At 40.4% G+C, this 17103-nt stretch carries 13 protein-coding genes; all 13 read right to left on the bottom strand.

The window, feature by feature from the left end; genetic code table 11:
• Positions 1 to 25: 25 nt before the first annotated feature.
• Positions 26 to 6265 carry a ZmpA/ZmpB/ZmpC family metallo-endopeptidase gene (locus tag CJ239_RS04140; RefSeq protein ID WP_102210651.1) on the bottom strand — a complete coding sequence of 2080 codons (6240 nt, stop codon included), beginning with the start codon at positions 6263 to 6265 and terminating at the stop codon, positions 26 to 28.
• 2 nt (positions 6266 to 6267) lie between these two features.
• Complete coding sequence (locus CJ239_RS04135) at positions 6268 to 6831, bottom strand: TIGR01440 family protein (RefSeq protein WP_180958213.1); 564 nt, start codon at positions 6829 to 6831, stop codon at positions 6268 to 6270.
• Between the two features lie 114 nt (positions 6832 to 6945).
• On the bottom strand, positions 6946 to 8637 hold the full coding sequence (locus CJ239_RS04130; protein ID WP_102210649.1) for a sensor histidine kinase: 1692 nt from the start codon (positions 8635 to 8637) through the stop codon (positions 6946 to 6948).
• Complete coding sequence (locus tag CJ239_RS04125) at positions 8634 to 9371, bottom strand: response regulator (protein ID WP_102210648.1); 738 nt, start codon at positions 9369 to 9371, stop codon at positions 8634 to 8636. The genes CJ239_RS04130 and CJ239_RS04125 overlap by 4 nt, the downstream gene beginning before the upstream one ends.
• Positions 9372 to 9441: 70 nt before the next feature.
• The gene (msrB, locus tag CJ239_RS04120; RefSeq protein WP_102210647.1) at positions 9442 to 10554 is read right to left on the bottom strand and encodes a peptide-methionine (R)-S-oxide reductase MsrB; all 1113 of its coding nucleotides are present in this window, start codon (positions 10552 to 10554) and stop codon (positions 9442 to 9444) included.
• A gap of 9 nt (positions 10555 to 10563) precedes the next feature.
• Entirely contained in the window at positions 10564 to 11127 is a 564-nt protein-coding gene (locus tag CJ239_RS04115; RefSeq protein ID WP_102210646.1) for a redoxin family protein, read from the bottom strand.
• Positions 11128 to 11140: 13 nt separating this feature from the next.
• Positions 11141 to 11851, bottom strand: coding sequence for a thiol-disulfide oxidoreductase-associated membrane protein CcdA2 (ccdA2, locus tag CJ239_RS04110; protein ID WP_102210645.1), 711 nt, complete (start codon positions 11849 to 11851; stop codon positions 11141 to 11143).
• A gap of 296 nt (positions 11852 to 12147) precedes the next feature.
• Positions 12148 to 13026, bottom strand: coding sequence for an Rpn family recombination-promoting nuclease/putative transposase (locus CJ239_RS04105; protein ID WP_102210644.1), 879 nt, complete (start codon positions 13024 to 13026; stop codon positions 12148 to 12150).
• A gap of 141 nt (positions 13027 to 13167) precedes the next feature.
• Complete coding sequence (locus tag CJ239_RS04100) at positions 13168 to 13719, bottom strand: GNAT family N-acetyltransferase (RefSeq protein WP_102210643.1); 552 nt, start codon at positions 13717 to 13719, stop codon at positions 13168 to 13170.
• Between the two features lie 120 nt (positions 13720 to 13839).
• Positions 13840 to 14664 (bottom strand): ammonia-dependent NAD(+) synthetase, encoded by an 825-nt coding sequence (gene nadE, locus CJ239_RS04095; protein WP_102210642.1) that lies wholly within the window; start codon positions 14662 to 14664, stop codon positions 13840 to 13842.
• Positions 14661 to 16121, bottom strand: coding sequence for a nicotinate phosphoribosyltransferase (locus CJ239_RS04090; protein WP_102210641.1), 1461 nt, complete (start codon positions 16119 to 16121; stop codon positions 14661 to 14663). The genes nadE and CJ239_RS04090 overlap by 4 nt, the downstream gene beginning before the upstream one ends.
• A 115-nt stretch (positions 16122 to 16236) precedes the next feature.
• Complete coding sequence (locus tag CJ239_RS04085) at positions 16237 to 16725, bottom strand: DUF6773 family protein (RefSeq protein WP_102210640.1); 489 nt, start codon at positions 16723 to 16725, stop codon at positions 16237 to 16239.
• Positions 16715 to 16924 carry a helix-turn-helix transcriptional regulator gene (locus CJ239_RS04080; RefSeq protein ID WP_173875948.1) on the bottom strand — a complete coding sequence of 70 codons (210 nt, stop codon included), beginning with the start codon at positions 16922 to 16924 and terminating at the stop codon, positions 16715 to 16717. Before CJ239_RS04080 ends, CJ239_RS04085 begins: the two co-directional genes overlap by 11 nt.
• Positions 16925 to 17103: the final 179 nt, after the last annotated feature.

Here is a 17103-nt window from a genome sequence, read left to right as displayed (position 1 = left end):
TTTTTACTCATCTATTTAATACAATCTATGCTTTAAAAAGATTTCCAGCAAATCCGTCTGATTTCTGTAAGAGTTGTTTGTAAACTTTTTCTTTAAGTGCAACTGTTTGGTTTGAATTACCAGCTTTCAGGTCATTTTCAACCGCTTTGTTGAACAACTCTTGAAGTCCCGCATAGTTTGAGATTTTCTCACCATTGATTTCAATTTCAACAAAACCTTTTTCACCTTTAGCTTTAACTTCCTTGAACCATTCTTTCTTCCACTCTTCTAGTGTATGGAATTTACCACCAGACACTTTCTCAATGATGAAGTCATCACCAAGACCTGGTCTACCAGCTGCTTTAGATTCTTGTTTATACTTGTTAGAAGCATATCCGACAAATCCATCCAAGTATCCGAAGTAACCCCACATACGGAATGTATTATGTTTGAACGAGATAGAACCTACAGCACTTTGACTTGTATTACCACCGTAAATTCCAGCCATCATACTTACAGTTTGATATGCCGTATCAAAACCTTCAGCACGATAATGTTTATTTCCAGGCATATTATGCTTAGTCACGTAATTACCATCTACAAGGTCATCAATGCTTGTCAATTTCTTCTTGTTCTCCGCGTCATTTAGGTCACGAAGTAAATCCCATTGGTGTGGTTGTCCAACTAAACCATTTCGATCAGCTTTTTCACGCCATTTCTTGTCCATCTTCTTGAACCACTTATTGTTATCTCCGTCATTCTTCGCGATAACGGCATCCGCTTCTAAATGGTCGAGCATCATAAGCGCTTCGTTATAGTTCTTCATGTAATGGTCAATTTTAGCTCGACTATCAAGCAAGTTCGGATTGTAGTTATACCATTGGTTTCCATCATTTTTACGCTCATACGCCATATTTAGACCCAATGCGCCATAATCACCATTAGAACTTGTTACCGCAGGCGATTGTAACATACCTTGAGCAAAGGCTTCAACGTCTGTACCTTCACGATGTCCCCAACCACCTAAATAAGCCATACGGTCATTGATATGCGTTGTTTCATGAGTAAAGGCTGATGTACCAAAATCACTAATCATACTTGACCAGATATAGTACACGGCTTCTGAGTTTTGAGGTCTATCAAAGATATACGCATACGCACCCATACCATTATCACCATGCCATTTACCAGTTGGACCATAGAACTCACGAATTGGAGCATAATCACCGTTCTTCGTATGACCCATTCTATCAACCCATCCACCTGGCGCACCATGGTTATCCCAGATAGCCGATGGAACCATGTTTTCAGATTTCAACAACTGATTACGTACATTATCAGCCGCCAAGCGAGACCAGAAGTCTAAGTAGTTGATTTGTTCTTGTGCACGTAAGTCAATTTCTTTCTTGAATGCTTCACGTTCAGCTTCTGTATTCTTACCATATTTCTCAAATGCACTAAATGCTAGTGTATTGTATGTTGAAATCAAGAACATGTGAGCTTTCTTCGTCGTAAGAAGCGGCAAGATATATTTACTATGCTCACCATTGTTCAAATTTTCGTATAAGCGATATTTCTTATCCGCAAACAATGGATTGGATGATTGTTTCTCAACAACATAGTTCGTATGCGATACAGCTTTCTTATACCAGGTGTTAATATCAGTTTCGTTTGTGAATAAACGCATATTATAGTTTAATAAACCGTTCAACTCACCAATACCAATCGTTCCACCGATCGTTTCTCGATAAGCTTCTAATGTTCTGTTACCTTTAATGTTATTTTCTCTAGAACCGATCTTAATCAAGAAATCTAAGATATTTACATTCTTACCATAGAAGTCCGGTTTAAACATCATAAGATCTTTCATTGATTTTTCGTCGTATTTAAATCCATAGTAACGATTTAGATAAGTAAGACCCATCATAATTTTCGCTTTGTTTTCGTCTACTTTCTTAACAAGAGCTTTCATTGCAGCTTCGTCACCATTTAATTGATGGTCTTCGTTTTCGACTAAAGCTTTCACTAATTTATCTAAATTAGCTTTCGTTTCTTCAAAGCTTTCTTCAAGGAACAAGTTACGAATGTAATTGTTCTTATGATTGTCACTATTCTCAGCTGGTTTGTTACGTTTGTCCATTAATGCACGCACTTCAGGTGAAATCAATTCGACACTTGCTAATTTTTCTTTCACATCAGCAATTAGTTTGTCACGATTCTTATCCACCATATTTGGTGTGTAAACAATGCCATCTAGACCTGTAATACTATATTCACGAACTTGTGCTACGTTTGAATCCTTAGAAGCAACCGTCATTTCTTCTTTAGTACCATCAGCGTAATGAATCATTATTTTATCAACACTTGATAAGTCAGTCACGAATTGACCATCTTTCATACCAGTTACAGATAATACTTCAGTCGTTAATAATTTAGAACCAGCAGGAATTTTATTTCCTTGATTGATAATCCATTCTTTGTTGTAGAACGGTTGAAGTTTTTCCACATTTCGGTAAGCAAGTTCACGTTCTGCATTATAATCTTGAATCTCTTTATACGTATCAGATTTTGGGAGATTATTATTTAACTTATCTACTAATAATGTTGGAGCTTCAAAATCTTTAGATGTAATATCGAAACTTTCTAATCTTTTATCAGCTTCTTCTTTAGAGATTTCTTTAAGTTTGTCCGCATTTTTTCTTGTCACATTACCAGTAGCTTCCCCAGCTACGCTGACAACTCTACTTAAATAAGGGAACCCAAAGTCATCATCTCCAATATCACCTGAACCATAAAGTTTTTCAGCGTTAGTTACTTTTACATAACTAATAACATCTTCTAAAAATCCGTAGGGCCAGTTTTTAGTAATAACTCCACCTGTCTCTACATTGTTTTTCAAGTTAATTGACCCTTTTGCTACAGCTTTTTTAATATGTCCGTTAGCTCTTACATCCATTGGGTCCATACCCCTATCAAGTGTTGAAACTAAAGCTGAACCACGAGCTCTTTCACCAGTGATTTCTACATCTGTATAAACTTTTTCAATATTTGCTTTTCTTTGGTTGTTAACTAAACCAGAAATACTCCAACCTTTTTTACCTTCTGTGCGAAGTTTTCCGATAACAGAAACATTTTTCATTTTGCTTCCATTATTTAAATTATTAACAACTCCAGCTACATCATTACCACCAACAATACTACCCGTAATTTTAACATTTTCAATTGTCGTATTTGTAGCATCTTTTGCAAGTGTCGCTATTTGATCCGTACCTGGTTTATTTATATTCACGTTAGAGAAAATTAAATCTTTAATTGTAGAATTTTCAATAACATCAAATAATGGATTGCTTAAGTTATGAATAGCAAACCTATTCCCATCAGTACTAGTTAACGTACCTTTAAATTTCTTAGTAATATAAGATTTTCCATTTGGTTTAATATTAGTAGCATTTAAGCTTTGTCCAATTTTATATTCACCTTCTGGGTTATTTTGAATAGCTTCAACCAATTCAGCGAAATCATAGTAAACATTATCCACTTTTGGTTTTGGTTTAGCTATATAATAAACATACTCGTTAGCTAATTTCGAAGAATCTGTATGCTGAACTAAATCAGGCGCAGTTGCAGTAACTTTATATAAAGTTTCCCCATCTTTAACCACTTCTTCTATCTTATCAACAGCAAGTCTTGTCACTTTGTTGTCGTGAGTTGTTACACGTAAATATAACGAAGAAACATCCGTCGGTTTTTCAATTAATAAGCTCTTGTCTGATTCATTTCCTTCAGCATCTACACTCATTAAGCTGGTTTCTTTGATATTTTTGATTTCAACTTTTTTAAGGTCTAATTGAATTTGTTTATCTTCTAATTTCTCAGTTTCTTCGCCTTCTCCACGATCATAAACCATTGTAGTAGATAGGGTGTAGCCTTGATAATATTTCAATTTATCTAAAGTAGCGTTTAAATTATTTTCAGATACCGTTACTTCTTTGACAAGTTGTCCATCTTTATCTTTTAACGCTAATTTGATTGATTTGATTTCTACTCCAGCTGGTTTAGTCAATGTATAACTAGCTGTGGCACTCTTCTTCAAGACATCTTTTTCAGTATTAGCCCATTGTAATGTTGGTTTTTCTAACCCTTTTGTACCATTCTTGATAATTTTATCTTGAGGTGCTTGGAGAACTTTTTCTTCTACTCTTGGAGAGTCATTTGTTTTTTCTCCACGAATCGTTTTATAGGTTTCAGTAATTTGTTTCTTACCATTTACACCTTCTTGAGTAACTTTAGTTGTTCCACGTTTTAAAGTGTCGTCATCTTCTGTTTTTGTAGCAAAAGGAATGACTTCTTCTCTTGTTTCAACTACTGTTCCTTCAACTGGTTTTGTTCCTTTTTTAACGACTTTAGGAACAGCAGGAGTTTTCACTTCTGTAGTCGTAGAAAGGACTTTGTCTGTTTTCACACCTTCTACTGTTTCATAAGTTGTTTTCGTGACTTGAACACCTTTAGAACCAGAACGTTCAACTACTTCTTCATCGATATATTTAGTTTCATCTGGAACGATTTCTGTAGTGAAATCTAATTCAGTTTCAGTAGATTCCTCAATTGTACCAGTTGATACTTTATATTCTGGATTTGCTGATTGCTCTGTAGCTTGGCCTTCTTTTCCTGTTTCTTGTGTTCCCTTAGTTGAAACTGGTTCTTTATACTCTGGTAATTCAGCTTGTGTTAGAGCTTGGCCTTCCTTACCTTCTTCTTGGGTACCCTTCATTTCAACTAGAGCTTCTGGCAATTCGGGGTGTGTTAAAGCTTGACCTTCCTTACCTTCTTCTTGGGTACCTTTCACTCCTACTTGAGCTTCTGGTAATTCAGGGTGCGTTAAGGCTTGGCCTTCTTTTCCTGTTTCTTGTGTTCCCTTAGTTGAAACTGGTTCTTTATACTCTGGTAATTCAGCTTGTGTTAGAGCTTGGCCTTCCTTACCTTCTTCTTGGGTACCCTTCATTTCAACTAGAGCTTCTGGCAATTCGGGGTGTGTTAAAGCTTGACCTTCCTTACCTTCTTCTTGGGTACCTTTCACTCCTACTTGAGCTTCTGGTAATTCAGGGTGCGTTAAGGCTTGGCCTGCTTTGCCTTCCTCTTGAGTGCCTTTAAACTCTACTGTAGCCTCTGGCAATTCGGAGTGTGTTAAGGATTGACCTGCTTTGCCTTCCTCTTGGGTTCCTTTAGCTACTTGGTGACTTGGTTCAGCAGGTGGGACTGGAGTTGGAGCAGGTTGAACATCTTTCTTAGTTCCGACTGCAATGACTTGCGACACAGGATTTTGAACCACTTGATCTTCGATGACTTCTCTAACTTCTTGACCATTGACCACCGAAACTTTGGTTACAATTCGACGCTGACCCTTTACTCCGGCTGTGACGATACGAGTCTGTCCTTCTGCTAGATTCGTATCTGGGCTTGTGACCGTTTCAAAAGGAATCTCTACCAAGCTCTCTTCCTGTCTAGCCTGAGGCTTCTCAGAAACTGGTTTTGCTTCAACAGCGGGAGCAACTGGAGTCTCTACTACAGGATTCTCAACGATAGTTTCAGGAGTGACAGCAGGTCTTTCTTGAGCTACTTCTGTTTTCTCGATTTCTTTTGAACTTTGCTTTTCTACTGGCAACTGAGACTTCTCAGCTGAAGCTGGTCTTGATGGATGGAGTTCTGCTTCCTTAAAGTATCCGATGTACTCATAACCATCAATGTGGATAATCCCTTCAGCCAAGCCTTCATGTGTAGAGGCTGAAATAGTTTGGTTATATGAAAGCAATTCTTTATTTTCAAATGCGAATGTACCATAAGGAACAAAGGTGCTAGCTCCTAAAGAACCAATCAAGAGGACACCTAGGACTTCTTTACGGCCTTTTTTGGACACCAAAAAGACTGCTAGAGAAGCCGTTGCCAAGCCAATACCTGCCAAAGCAAGCTCCTTACTTCCTGTGTAAGGAAGTTGTTGACTGTTAGTTGCCTTCTTGCGATAAACTACATAAAGGATATCATCATCTTGAAATTCTGTAGGAACCTCATGATGAATCAGGGCTTTTTCAGACTCGGTCAATTCCTGCTCCGCCAGATAACGGTAATGAACACTATGAGCACCGCCGACTTCATTGGCCTGAACCTTATCTACTGAAAGAGTACTGGCACCAAAAAGGAAGGCCCCGATAGCTACAGGACCTACCCCAACAGTTAGCTTACGAATGGAATATTTGGTAATTTTTTCTAGTTGTTGTTTTGTTTTTTTCATTCTCACGACTTTCTAATAGAATCTTGCGGATAGTGCGCACGCGCACCTCCAATTAATTTTGGACGACTAGCCAACGCCGTTACGTGGGCATGACCAATCTCTCTCAAAAGAGGGCGAATCGGAACCTGAACATGCTTAACATGCATGCCAATTGCAGTATCTCCGATATCCAATCCAGCATGAGCCTTGATAAATTCAACCTCAACTGGATCCTGCATAAACTTGAAGGCTGCCAACTGACCTGCCCCCCCTGCATGAAGAGTAGGAAGGACACTAACGATTTCCAGACCAAACTGCTCTGCCACCTGACGTTCAACAACGAGAGCCCGATTGACATGTTCACAACCTTGAACAGCTAGATGAATTCCTTTTTTCTCTAGGATATCTAGGATGGTCTTCACAATGATTTCGCCAATTTCTTGGCTGGATTCCTTCCCAATCTGACCACCTATCACTTCACTAGAAGAAAGACCCAAAACAAAGATAGATCCCTGCTTCAAATCGGCCTTTTCCAGTACATCTTCTACAATCTGGCTTGTTTCTCTTTGAATGTCTTTTTCCTTCATACTTGATACCTCTTTTGTCATTATCTATCATATCGTTTTTTCTTGTTTTTAGCAAGATAGACAAACTAGAAAGCTTTCTCAATTACGCATAAAACTCCCAGAATTGACCGGGAGTTAGCTAGTTTCTATTCTATTTATGTATATTTCAACTGTCGTATCTTTTGAGGGAATAGAATCAATCTTCATTTGGTAATCTTCTCCAAAATGAAGTTTGAGCCGTTGGTCAACATTTTGAAGACCAACTCCCCCACGTTTGAGTTGACTTTGACTACTATCGCTAGCATCTTGGAAACCAACACCATCATCCTCAATGCGGATGACTAGTCCTGAATCCTGTTTCTGAACAGAAACTTTAATATGACCCTTACCTTCCTTTTCCTTAATGCCATGGTAAAGAGCATTTTCTACTAAGGGTTGTAACACCAGCTTGGGCAAAACTAGCTTATCAAAGGCAGGATTTTCCTCAATCTCATATGACAGCTTATCTCCATAACGTTGTTTCTGGATAAAGAGATACTGGCGGACATGGTTGATTTCGTCAGACAGGGAAATCAAGTCCTTGCCTTGATTGAGCGCCAAGCGGAAATAGGTCGCCAAGGACTTGGTCACCTGAACCACTCGCTGACTGTCCTGAAATTCAGCCATCCAGATGATGGTGTCTAAGGTATTATAGAGGAAATGCGGATTAATCTGGCTTGATAGAGCTTGAAATTGGTACTGACGTGTCGTTTCTTCCTGCCTGCGAATATCTATCATCAACTGATCAATCTGATCCAACATGGCATTGAACTGGCGAGTCACTTCTCTCAGTTCATAAGCACCAGCTTCCTTGGCACGCAGATTTTGAACACCAGAAGCAATCTCCAGCATGGTTTCTCTCAAGTCATTCAGAGGAGCAATCCAGCGTTTAAGACTAAGCCACACCAAGCAGAGACAGGCAAGAAGAGATGTGAAACTGGCTCCAAGCAAGGTCCACATGAGTTGACTCCGAACCTGATCTAACTTTTCCAGCGAAGAAACTCCTATAACCGTCCAATCAGTTCCTGCAATCTGTTCCTGACTGACATAGGATTTGTGGTCTGGAGTATAACCTTGTCCCGTCTCAATATAGGGTTTCATAGCCTCCATTTCGCTAGCTGAGCTATAAACTGTGTGTTGAGGATGGTAGACAAATTCATGGTTTTCATTGATGATAAAGGCAAAACCCTGCTGACCCAACTGGAGTTGATGGAGATAGGCTTCCAGAGTTTCGTAGGAAATGTCCAAACGAAGCACACCTAGATTGGCTCCCTTTTCATCAACAAGTTCTTGAGTAACAGAAATGACCCATTGACTATCTGATTTACGAGCTGGTGTCAAAACTGGCATGGCTCCCTGATGAATGGCCTTTTGGTACCAATCCTCAGCCATCATATCTGAGGAGGTTTTCATTTGCACACTGTCATCTGTAGAAATGACCTGACCGGATTTGGTCACCAGTACAACAGTTTTCAAGTCCTGATCTGCCTTTAAAATAGTCAAAAATAGATCTCGAATTCCCTTGACCTTGTCTTGACTTGGATTCTCAGCATAGGCTAGGACATCCGTCTGCTGGGTCAAACTAGTCGAGGTAGTTTCTAATTTTTTGATATAAGACTGAATAAAGTGGCTAGTTTGGCTGATAGTCGTCTGGCTATTGCCCTCAATAGTGGCCTCAATGGCTGAAGAACTAGATTGATAGTAGAAAGTCCCAACCAGAGCAAGGAGAATGAGAAAGACCAGAAAGATGGAAATAACCATTCTGACTAGGAGAGAAGAACGCTTCATCGACCTTCCCCCTTCTTAAACTGACGAGGCGTCACACCTGCAATCTGCTTAAAGCGTTGGGTAAAATAGTTCATATCTTCAAAACCAACCTTTTCGGCTATCTCATAAATCTTTAAATCTGTGGTCAGAAGCAAGAGCTTGGCTTGTTTGACACGTTCTCGCACCAAATAATCCTGAAAAGGCAGACCCAACTCTTTCTTAATCAAAGAACTCAGATAAGTCGGACTAAAACCTAAGTCACTGGCCAAAGACTTTAAACTAAATTGGCTGTCATCAAGATGAGACTGGATCTTCTGGGCCATGTTTCCTTCAAACTTATCGATCAATAAATCTTGTAACCGCTCTTCTTTCTCTTCCTTATCCAACTTTTGCTTGATTTTCCCCAACATTTCCTCAATATCCTGACGAGAAAAGGGCTTGAGCAGGTAGTCATCCACACCTAGTTTGACAGCAGACAAGGCATAATCAAAATCATCGTAGCCTGTTAAAAAGACCAAATGCACCTGAGGATAGGTTTCTCGGACCAGACTGGCCAACTGGATGCCATTTAGCTGAGGCATGTTGATATCGGTTAGAATAATATCTGGCACCTGCTTTTGTATCAATTCCCAAGCCTGTCTTCCATTTTCAGCTTGACCGATGATTTCCATATCGTAGGCTGCTACATTGACCAGCTTGGTCAAGCCTTGTCTTACCAGATATTCATCTTCTACGATTAAGATTCTATATGTCATGCTTCTCTCCTTTGTCACTTACTAGTATCAGTATAGCAAAATTCTCCTCTAACTGCTTAGGAAAGTCCTCTTAATCGACATAATCTAGTAAATAGGCATAGCCTTTTTCTTCCATTTGGGCTTTAGGAATAAAGCGGATAGAGAGACTATTAATACAGTAGCGCAAGCCACCCTTGTCCTGTGGTCCATCCGTAAAGACATGGCCAAGGTGAGAATCTCCAACTCGGCTCCGAACTTCCATGCGTGTCATATTGTAGGACTTATCTTCCTTATAGGTGGCAACATCTGGACTGATGGGTTGGGTGAAACTAGGCCAGCCACAACCAGACTCAAACTTGTCCTTTGATGAAAAGAGGGGTTCGCCAGTTGCCACATCCATATAGATACCAGATTCAAATTTATCCCAGTAGCGGTTTGAAAAAGCTCGTTCTGTTTGATTTTTCTGGGTAACTGCATACTCCTCAGGTGACAAGGTCTTTTTCAATTCTTCATCGCTTGGTTTGGGATATTTGCTGGCATCGATGACGGGGTAGGCAGCTTGATTGACATTGATATGACAGTAGCCATTTGGATTTTTCTTGAGGTAGTCTTGGTGGTAATCCTCAGCCACCACAAAATTCTTCAAGAGCTCCTTTTCAACTGCCAGAGGTTGATCATATTTCTTAGCAACTTCATCAAAGACTTGATTGATTACCTCTAAATCCTTTTCATCTGTGTAATAAACACCAGTACGGTACTGGGTTCCCACATCATTTCCTTGTTTATTTTTGCTGGTTGGATTGATAATGCGGAAGTAATGAAGCAAGATTTCCTTGAGGGAAATTTGATTAGCATCATAGGTGACATGGACAGTCTCCGCATGCCCTGTTTGGTTAATCAATTCGTACTTGGTTGTTTCCCCTCTACCGTTCGCATAACCTGAAACGGCATCGGTCACTCCGGGAACGCGTGAGAAGTATTCCTCCACTCCCCAGAAACATCCTCCAGCTAGATAAATTTCGTGCAAGTCTGCATCTTTACTCACTTCTGTTTTTTTCACTGTTTTTCCTCCTTGGCTAACTGATGCTTTCTCAATTTGCGAGCTATCTGTCTGCCCTGCATTTCGCATCAATAGAAAATAGAAACCGCTTAGGGCTAGGAAAAAAATCCCTGCCAAGACAAACAATTTTACTTTATCATTCATGACCTTTCTCTACCCCATTTCTTTCAATTCTTTTAAAATCATATCCTTATCCATAAAACCAGGTTGCGTTTTGACTAGCTTACCTTCCTTGTCTATAAAGGCTTGAGTTGGGTAAGAACGGACACCATAACTTTCTAAAAGTTTACCTGATGGGTCAATTAGAACTGGGAAATTTTTATAATCCAAGCCCTTGTACCAGTTCTTAAAGTCTGCTTCAGCTTGTTCCCCCTTATGTCCAGGAGACACCACTGTCAAGACCACATAATCATCACCAGCATCCTTAGCAATTTCATCTGTATCTGGTAGACTGGCTAGACAGATGGAACACCAAGAAGCCCAGAATTTAAGATAGACGTTCTTACCCTTGTAATCAGACAAGCGGTAGGTCTTGTCATCTACTCCTGTCAGTTCGAAATCAGCGACTGCCTGACCTTTAGTCGCAGTTTGCATACTGACTTGTTCTATTTTTGTTTGCTCCTTCATAGTAGCTTCGTCTGACATATTTTTAGCAGAACAGGCTGCCAAGCAACAGATTGAGCCGACTCCAAGGAGACATGTTTGCCATTTTTTCATTTCTTCTTCCTCTCTATTCAAATAATCTTGTCAAAATAGAAGCATTTCCTAAAAGCACCAAAATTCCCATCACGATAATGAGGAAACCACCCACTTTTTTGAGGGTTCCAAGGTAGGGATGAAGTTTTCGGAAATGTTTCAAAACATAGCTGGAGGCTAGGGCTAGAACCAAGAATGGTAGAGCCAAACCTAACGTGTACACCAACATGAGAGCAGCTCCCTGCCAAGCACCTGAGCCACCCGAAGCCGCCAAGGCCAAAACAGAACCAAGAACCGGCCCCACACAAGGCGTCCAAGCAAAACTAAAGGTCAAGCCCAATAAAAATGCCTGACTATAGCCCTTACCCTTTTGCTCCTGTCTCTTTAGTTGTAACCTTCTTTCCTTGTAGAGTCCCTGAAAATGTAAGATTTCCATCTGGTGTAAGCCCAAGAGAATGATAACTGCACCCGTCACATACTGAAACCAAGAAGCATACAAAAGGTCTCCTAAAAAGCCAGCGCCATAACCCAGTAGGATAAAGATAAAGGAAATCCCCGCTATGAAAGCTAGAGTTCTCAATAAACTAACAATTGAAATCGAAAATTTGCCGCTAGAAGCCTTAGCACCATCTTTATCATCTAACAAGACCCCTGCATAGACCGGTAACAAGGGCAAGATACAAGGAGAAAAGAAGGAGAGAATTCCAGCTAGAAAAACACTGATAAAAAAGATAATATTATCCATTGCCTTCCTCCATTCTTTGATTTGATAGGACTATTATAGCCCCAAAACTTAAGAAAAAACAGGTACAATGATAGGGAAAAATAGGAATTTAATCAGGTTATACTTCAAATAAATCAAAAAAGCATGAGTAAAAAGATAAGCTATCTTATGTTTTTGAGCCAACATCTAGTAAACTAAAAAAACAGATTCTTCCCTTTATCACGGAAAAAATCTGTCATTGACTTACTGATTTACAAAAAATTCCAATTACGGTTTACGAACCTTATCTTTGCTGGTTTCTCTATATTTTTTAGTTCTTATTTGCGATGCTCTTTCAATAGTTCTTCAAACTCAGAGACAGTCATACCTAACTGCTGGCTGGCAACCTCAGAAGTCAGAAGACCTTGGTGGACCATATCTAGGAAGGCAAAAAATTTCCCTTCCTCCCTAGCAGTTTCCAAGGCATAGTCGTGTGCTAATAATGCTTGTTCTTCGCGTCTGCGTTGTTCACTAAACATTTTCCTATCCTCCTCGGACCAGCTCTTGTAGTCTAGCAGTTGGTCTGCTTGACTGATAGCTCGCTCTGGTTCTTGAGTAAAGGGTTTGTTCCCGAAAAACTCCAACCACGGCTTGCGAACCTCGTCTTTGCTGGTTTCTCTGTATTTTTTTAGTTCCAAGAAAGCCATTTTAACAAGATGGTTTTCTTGTCCATTATTTGTGATAGTTAAGACCTCACCTGTCGTGTCCTCTCGCATGCTAAAGCTATGGAAAGCCAAATCATCTGAGAAATAATTGCTATCCACAATCGCAATAGCGTATACTGGTGCGATGTGTTTGTAACTCTGGTGGGTATCACCTTCACGTTGGCGAATTTTTTCTAGATTTTGATTGACCTGACTGCACAAGTAAGCCCATAGGCGATTGATGAAAAAATTCTGATGATGAACTTGAATCTCAATAATTACTTGCGTACCATTATCCAACTCCGCTAAGACGTCTATACTGGTATAGAAATCCTGCGCCGAGTACGGCAGGGAAGGCAAAACATGAATATTGCTTCCCTCTAAAATGGTCACATTTTTTGCTGGTAAATCCAACATATCGCGGATAAATTGACAAGTGATTTCTGGATTGCTAAAAATCTTCTTAGCAACCAAGTCATTAGTTGGGCTGATGCCCGGATGACGTACAGTCATACTTTCTCTCCTTTCATTATAGCACATTTTTTAATCTAATTTACTAGATTTGATGCTTCTATCTATTTATTCGGAAAAAGAAAGGATAAATGAAATAGTAAATAAAAAATAAGAACAGCGGATAAGCAATAAATGTTAAGCTTATCTATCCTTCTTACTTATCTGATAATAAATAAGGTCTGCAAGATAGCCTTTTCTCTCTACACCATTGGTAATAGTCTTTAGATAGGACATTCCAGCCTTCTCCATGACACGACCTGAAGCTGGATTGAGACTGGCATATCGTGCTCTAACATTTTGAAAACCTGCTTGAGTAAAACAAAAGTCCAAGACAGCTTTTAAGGCCTCTGTCATCATACCATGACCCCAGTATTTCTTGCCTAGCACATAGCCAATTTCACAAGAAGAATCGTTCTCATCCATTTCAACGATGCTGATATCTCCTATCACCTGCTCTGGCTTTTCTTTGAGACAAATGGCCCATTTGTAATAGTTGGGACTGGTATAGGAAGCAACCCAATTGCGAATCGAGTTTCGAGTGATTTCGACATCAGGATGGGGATCCCAAGTGACGTAGGTTAGATTCTCAGCAGACGAAGCCCAATTTTGAAACATGGCTTCTGCATCACTTTCTACAAATCTTCTTAAAATTAAACGATCTGTCTGTAATATTTGTGTAGCAATAGATTTCATGACGCTACCTCGCTTTCTAATAGATGATTCTCTGTCCAGTCAGCATTGAAATTTGTTTTGCTTTTGAATTTCAAGGCTCAAGCTAAAAAGGTTCACCGGACCTTCCTCGTTTTTCTATTTTTACTCCCAAAAGTCATCAAATACGGTGATTGGTAGGTGGCGTTTGTGTTGGCCTTTGTGCCACCAGTTTTCGATTCTTGTTTGGGCTTCTGGGCTGATTGTTTTGCCTTCTAGGTAGTCGTCAATCTCTTCATAAGTGACTCCGAGGGCTACTTCGTCAGCTAGGCCTGGTTTGTCTTCTTCTAGGTCTGCCGTTGGGATTTTTTCATAAAGGGCTGGGTCTGCACCAAGTTCCTTCAATAATTGTTTTCCTTGGTGTTTATTGAGGCGGAAAAGGGGTAAAATATCTGCACCACCGTCACCAAACTTGGTAAAGAAACCTGTGATATTTTCCGCAGCATGGTCTGTTCCAATGACCGCTCCGCTATGAGTACCCGCAAGGGCATATTGGGCAATCATACGGCAACGTGCCTTGATATTGCCCTTGTTGAAGTCTGAAACAGGACTACCTGTCGCTTCAACTGCTGCTGTCATGGCGTCAGCAGATTCCTTGATATTCACCACTAAACTGACATCTGGCTGGATAAATGCTAGGGCTTTTTGAGCATCTGCTTCATCGGCTTGTACTCCATAAGGCAGGCGGACAGCAATAAATTTGTAGCTATCATCCCCTGTCTCTGCTCGCAGTTCTTCCATAGCCAGTTGGGCCAAGCGACCTGCTAAGGTTGAGTCCTGACCTCCAGAAATCCCTAGTACAAAGGTTTTTAGGAAGGGATGTTTTTTCAGGTATCTCTTTAAGAAATCAATGGAACGACGAATTTCTTCCTGGGCATCAATCACTGGTTTCACGCCCAGTTCTTGTATAATTGTTTCTTGCAAACTCATTCTTCTTCTCCTTCACCAAGGGCTTCCTTACGCATCTTGTCAATCAAATCCATCTTGTCTTGCCATACATCACGCGCCAAATCCACTGGATAATGCTGCGGATTGAGCACGCGCTTGTACTCATCCCACAGCTTGTCAAATTCCTTACGTGCATAAGCCTGAATCTCAGTCAAGCTAGGCAGGGTGTAAATCAATTTTCCATCCTTGAAGATATCCACCAAGAGAGGAACAGCATCAAAATTACGAACCGTCTTCTTGATGTAGGTATAGGTCGGATGGAACATCTTGATTTCTGTCATGCTGGCAACATCTACGCCATCATAGGTGATGTAGTCGCCTTCTGACTTACCTTTTTCACGACTGGTAATCCGCCACACCTGCTTCTTACCTGGCGTAGACACTTTTTCCGCATTATTAGACAGCTTGATGGTATTGCGCATGTTCCCATTTTCATCTTCGATGGCAACAATCTTGTACACTGCCCCAAGAGCTGGCTGGTCATAGGCTGTAATCAGCTTGGTTCCCACACCCCAGACATCAATCTTGGCCTTTTGCATCTTAAGGTTGAGGATAGTATTTTCATCCAAATCATTAGAAGCATAAATCTTAGCCTCTGTAAATCCAGCCTCGTCCAGTTGCTGACGGACTTTCTTAGAAATGTAGGCAATATCCCCTGAGTCAATCCGAACACCCATAAAGTTAATCTGGTCGCCTAGCTCACGCGCCACCTGGATGGCAGCTGGCACACCGATACGAAGGGTATCATAGGTATCCACAAGAAAGACGCAATTTTTGTGGGTCGCAGCATAGGCCTTGAAAGCCTCATAATCATTGCCATAAACCTGCACCAAGGAATGGGCATGGGTCCCCAAAACAGGAATGTCAAAGAGTTTACCAGCACGCACGTTGCTAGTTCCATTGGCGCCACCAATCACCGCTGCGCGTGTTCCCCAGATAGCCGCATCCATCTCTTGAGCCCGACGTGTCCCAAACTCCATCAAGGGTTCATCTTCGATAACCGAACGAATACGAGCTGCCTTAGTCGCCACCAAGGTCTGGTAGTTGACGATGTTCAAAAGAGCTGTTTCGACCAACTGACATTGGGCTAGAGGGCCTTCCACCTGCACAATCGGTTCATTAGCAAAAACCAAATCCCCTTCTTGGGCAGAACGAACGGTCAACGCCAACTTGAAATTGCGGAGGTAGTCCAAGAATGCCCCATGATAGCCAAGCGACTCCAAATAGGCAATATCACTATCTGAAAAACGCAAGTCTTCAAGATAGCTTACAATTCTTTCCAAACCAGCAAAAACCGCATAGCCGTTCTTAAAAGGCTGTTGGCGGAAATAAACCTCAAAGACTGCTTTCTTATTGTGAATCCCTTGGTCAAAGTAAACCTGCATCATGTTAATCTGGTACAAGTCCGTGTGCAATGTCAAACTATCATCTGGATACATACTTTTCCTACTTCCTTAACTAGAAATACATGAAAATTTTCAAAAACTTTCATGTATTCCAATAAATTAGTACTATTATATCACATTTTAGCTGGATTGAGAAAAGGGTAACAAGCTATTCACCACTCTCCAGTTCATCCATGTCTTGCTCAAATTTTTTCTGAGCCCATTCGCCATAACTCTTCAGACCGAGATTGCCGATAAAAACCCAGGGAAGGTAAATGACATAAGTAATGGCCCAAGCGGACAGGTATTTAGCGTTCAAAGGATTGTGCTGATAAATTTCTATGTTGAATTGATAATTCTGCAACATCAAGAGAGTTGTAATCGCCAAGGTTAGGAAAAAACAACCCAAAATTGTAAAATGAAAACGACTATAGTAGGTCACTCCCAGATAACGAGCACGATTGAAAAAGAAGAAAATTCCTACTATCAGAGTATAGACTAGAAAATTCGGATTAAAAAGAGAGGGAGCTAATACAGCCACCAAATAGCTTAGAAGCACAAGCCCAATGAAGAGGGTAAAGGATTCCGCTCCAGCTTTATTGATTAGTTGTTCTTCTCTTTCGTCAAGTAATTGATAATGAATGAATTTAGTTACCATCTTCTTCCTCCCAAAATAGTTGGTCTAGGGTTTTCCCTAAACATCTGCAAATGGACTGGCAGAGCGAGAGACTGGGATTGTATTTTCCCGCCTCTATCAAACCAATAGTCTGGCGCGTCACCCCGACAGCCTCCGCCAGTTGACCTTGAGTTAAATCAAGCTCTACTCGAGCTAATTTTAATTTTAAATTTTTAGCCACCTGCGTCCTCCTTATAGTTTTAATACTCATCTACTCTTAAAAAATCCAAAACCAACACAAGCTGTCAGCTATTTATTATAAGCTCATTAATTAGCACTCCAATATTATCTTCAGCCTAAAATCAGTATGTTGGATTGTTTGAAATAAACTTCCTAGTTTGCTATTTGATTTTTTGTTTA

The organism is Streptococcus sp. UMB0029 (assembly GCF_002871495.1).
Classification (GTDB): domain Bacteria; phylum Bacillota; class Bacilli; order Lactobacillales; family Streptococcaceae; genus Streptococcus.
The sequence above is the reverse complement of the archived record's forward strand: the minus strand, read 5'-3'. Positions and strand labels throughout refer to the sequence as shown.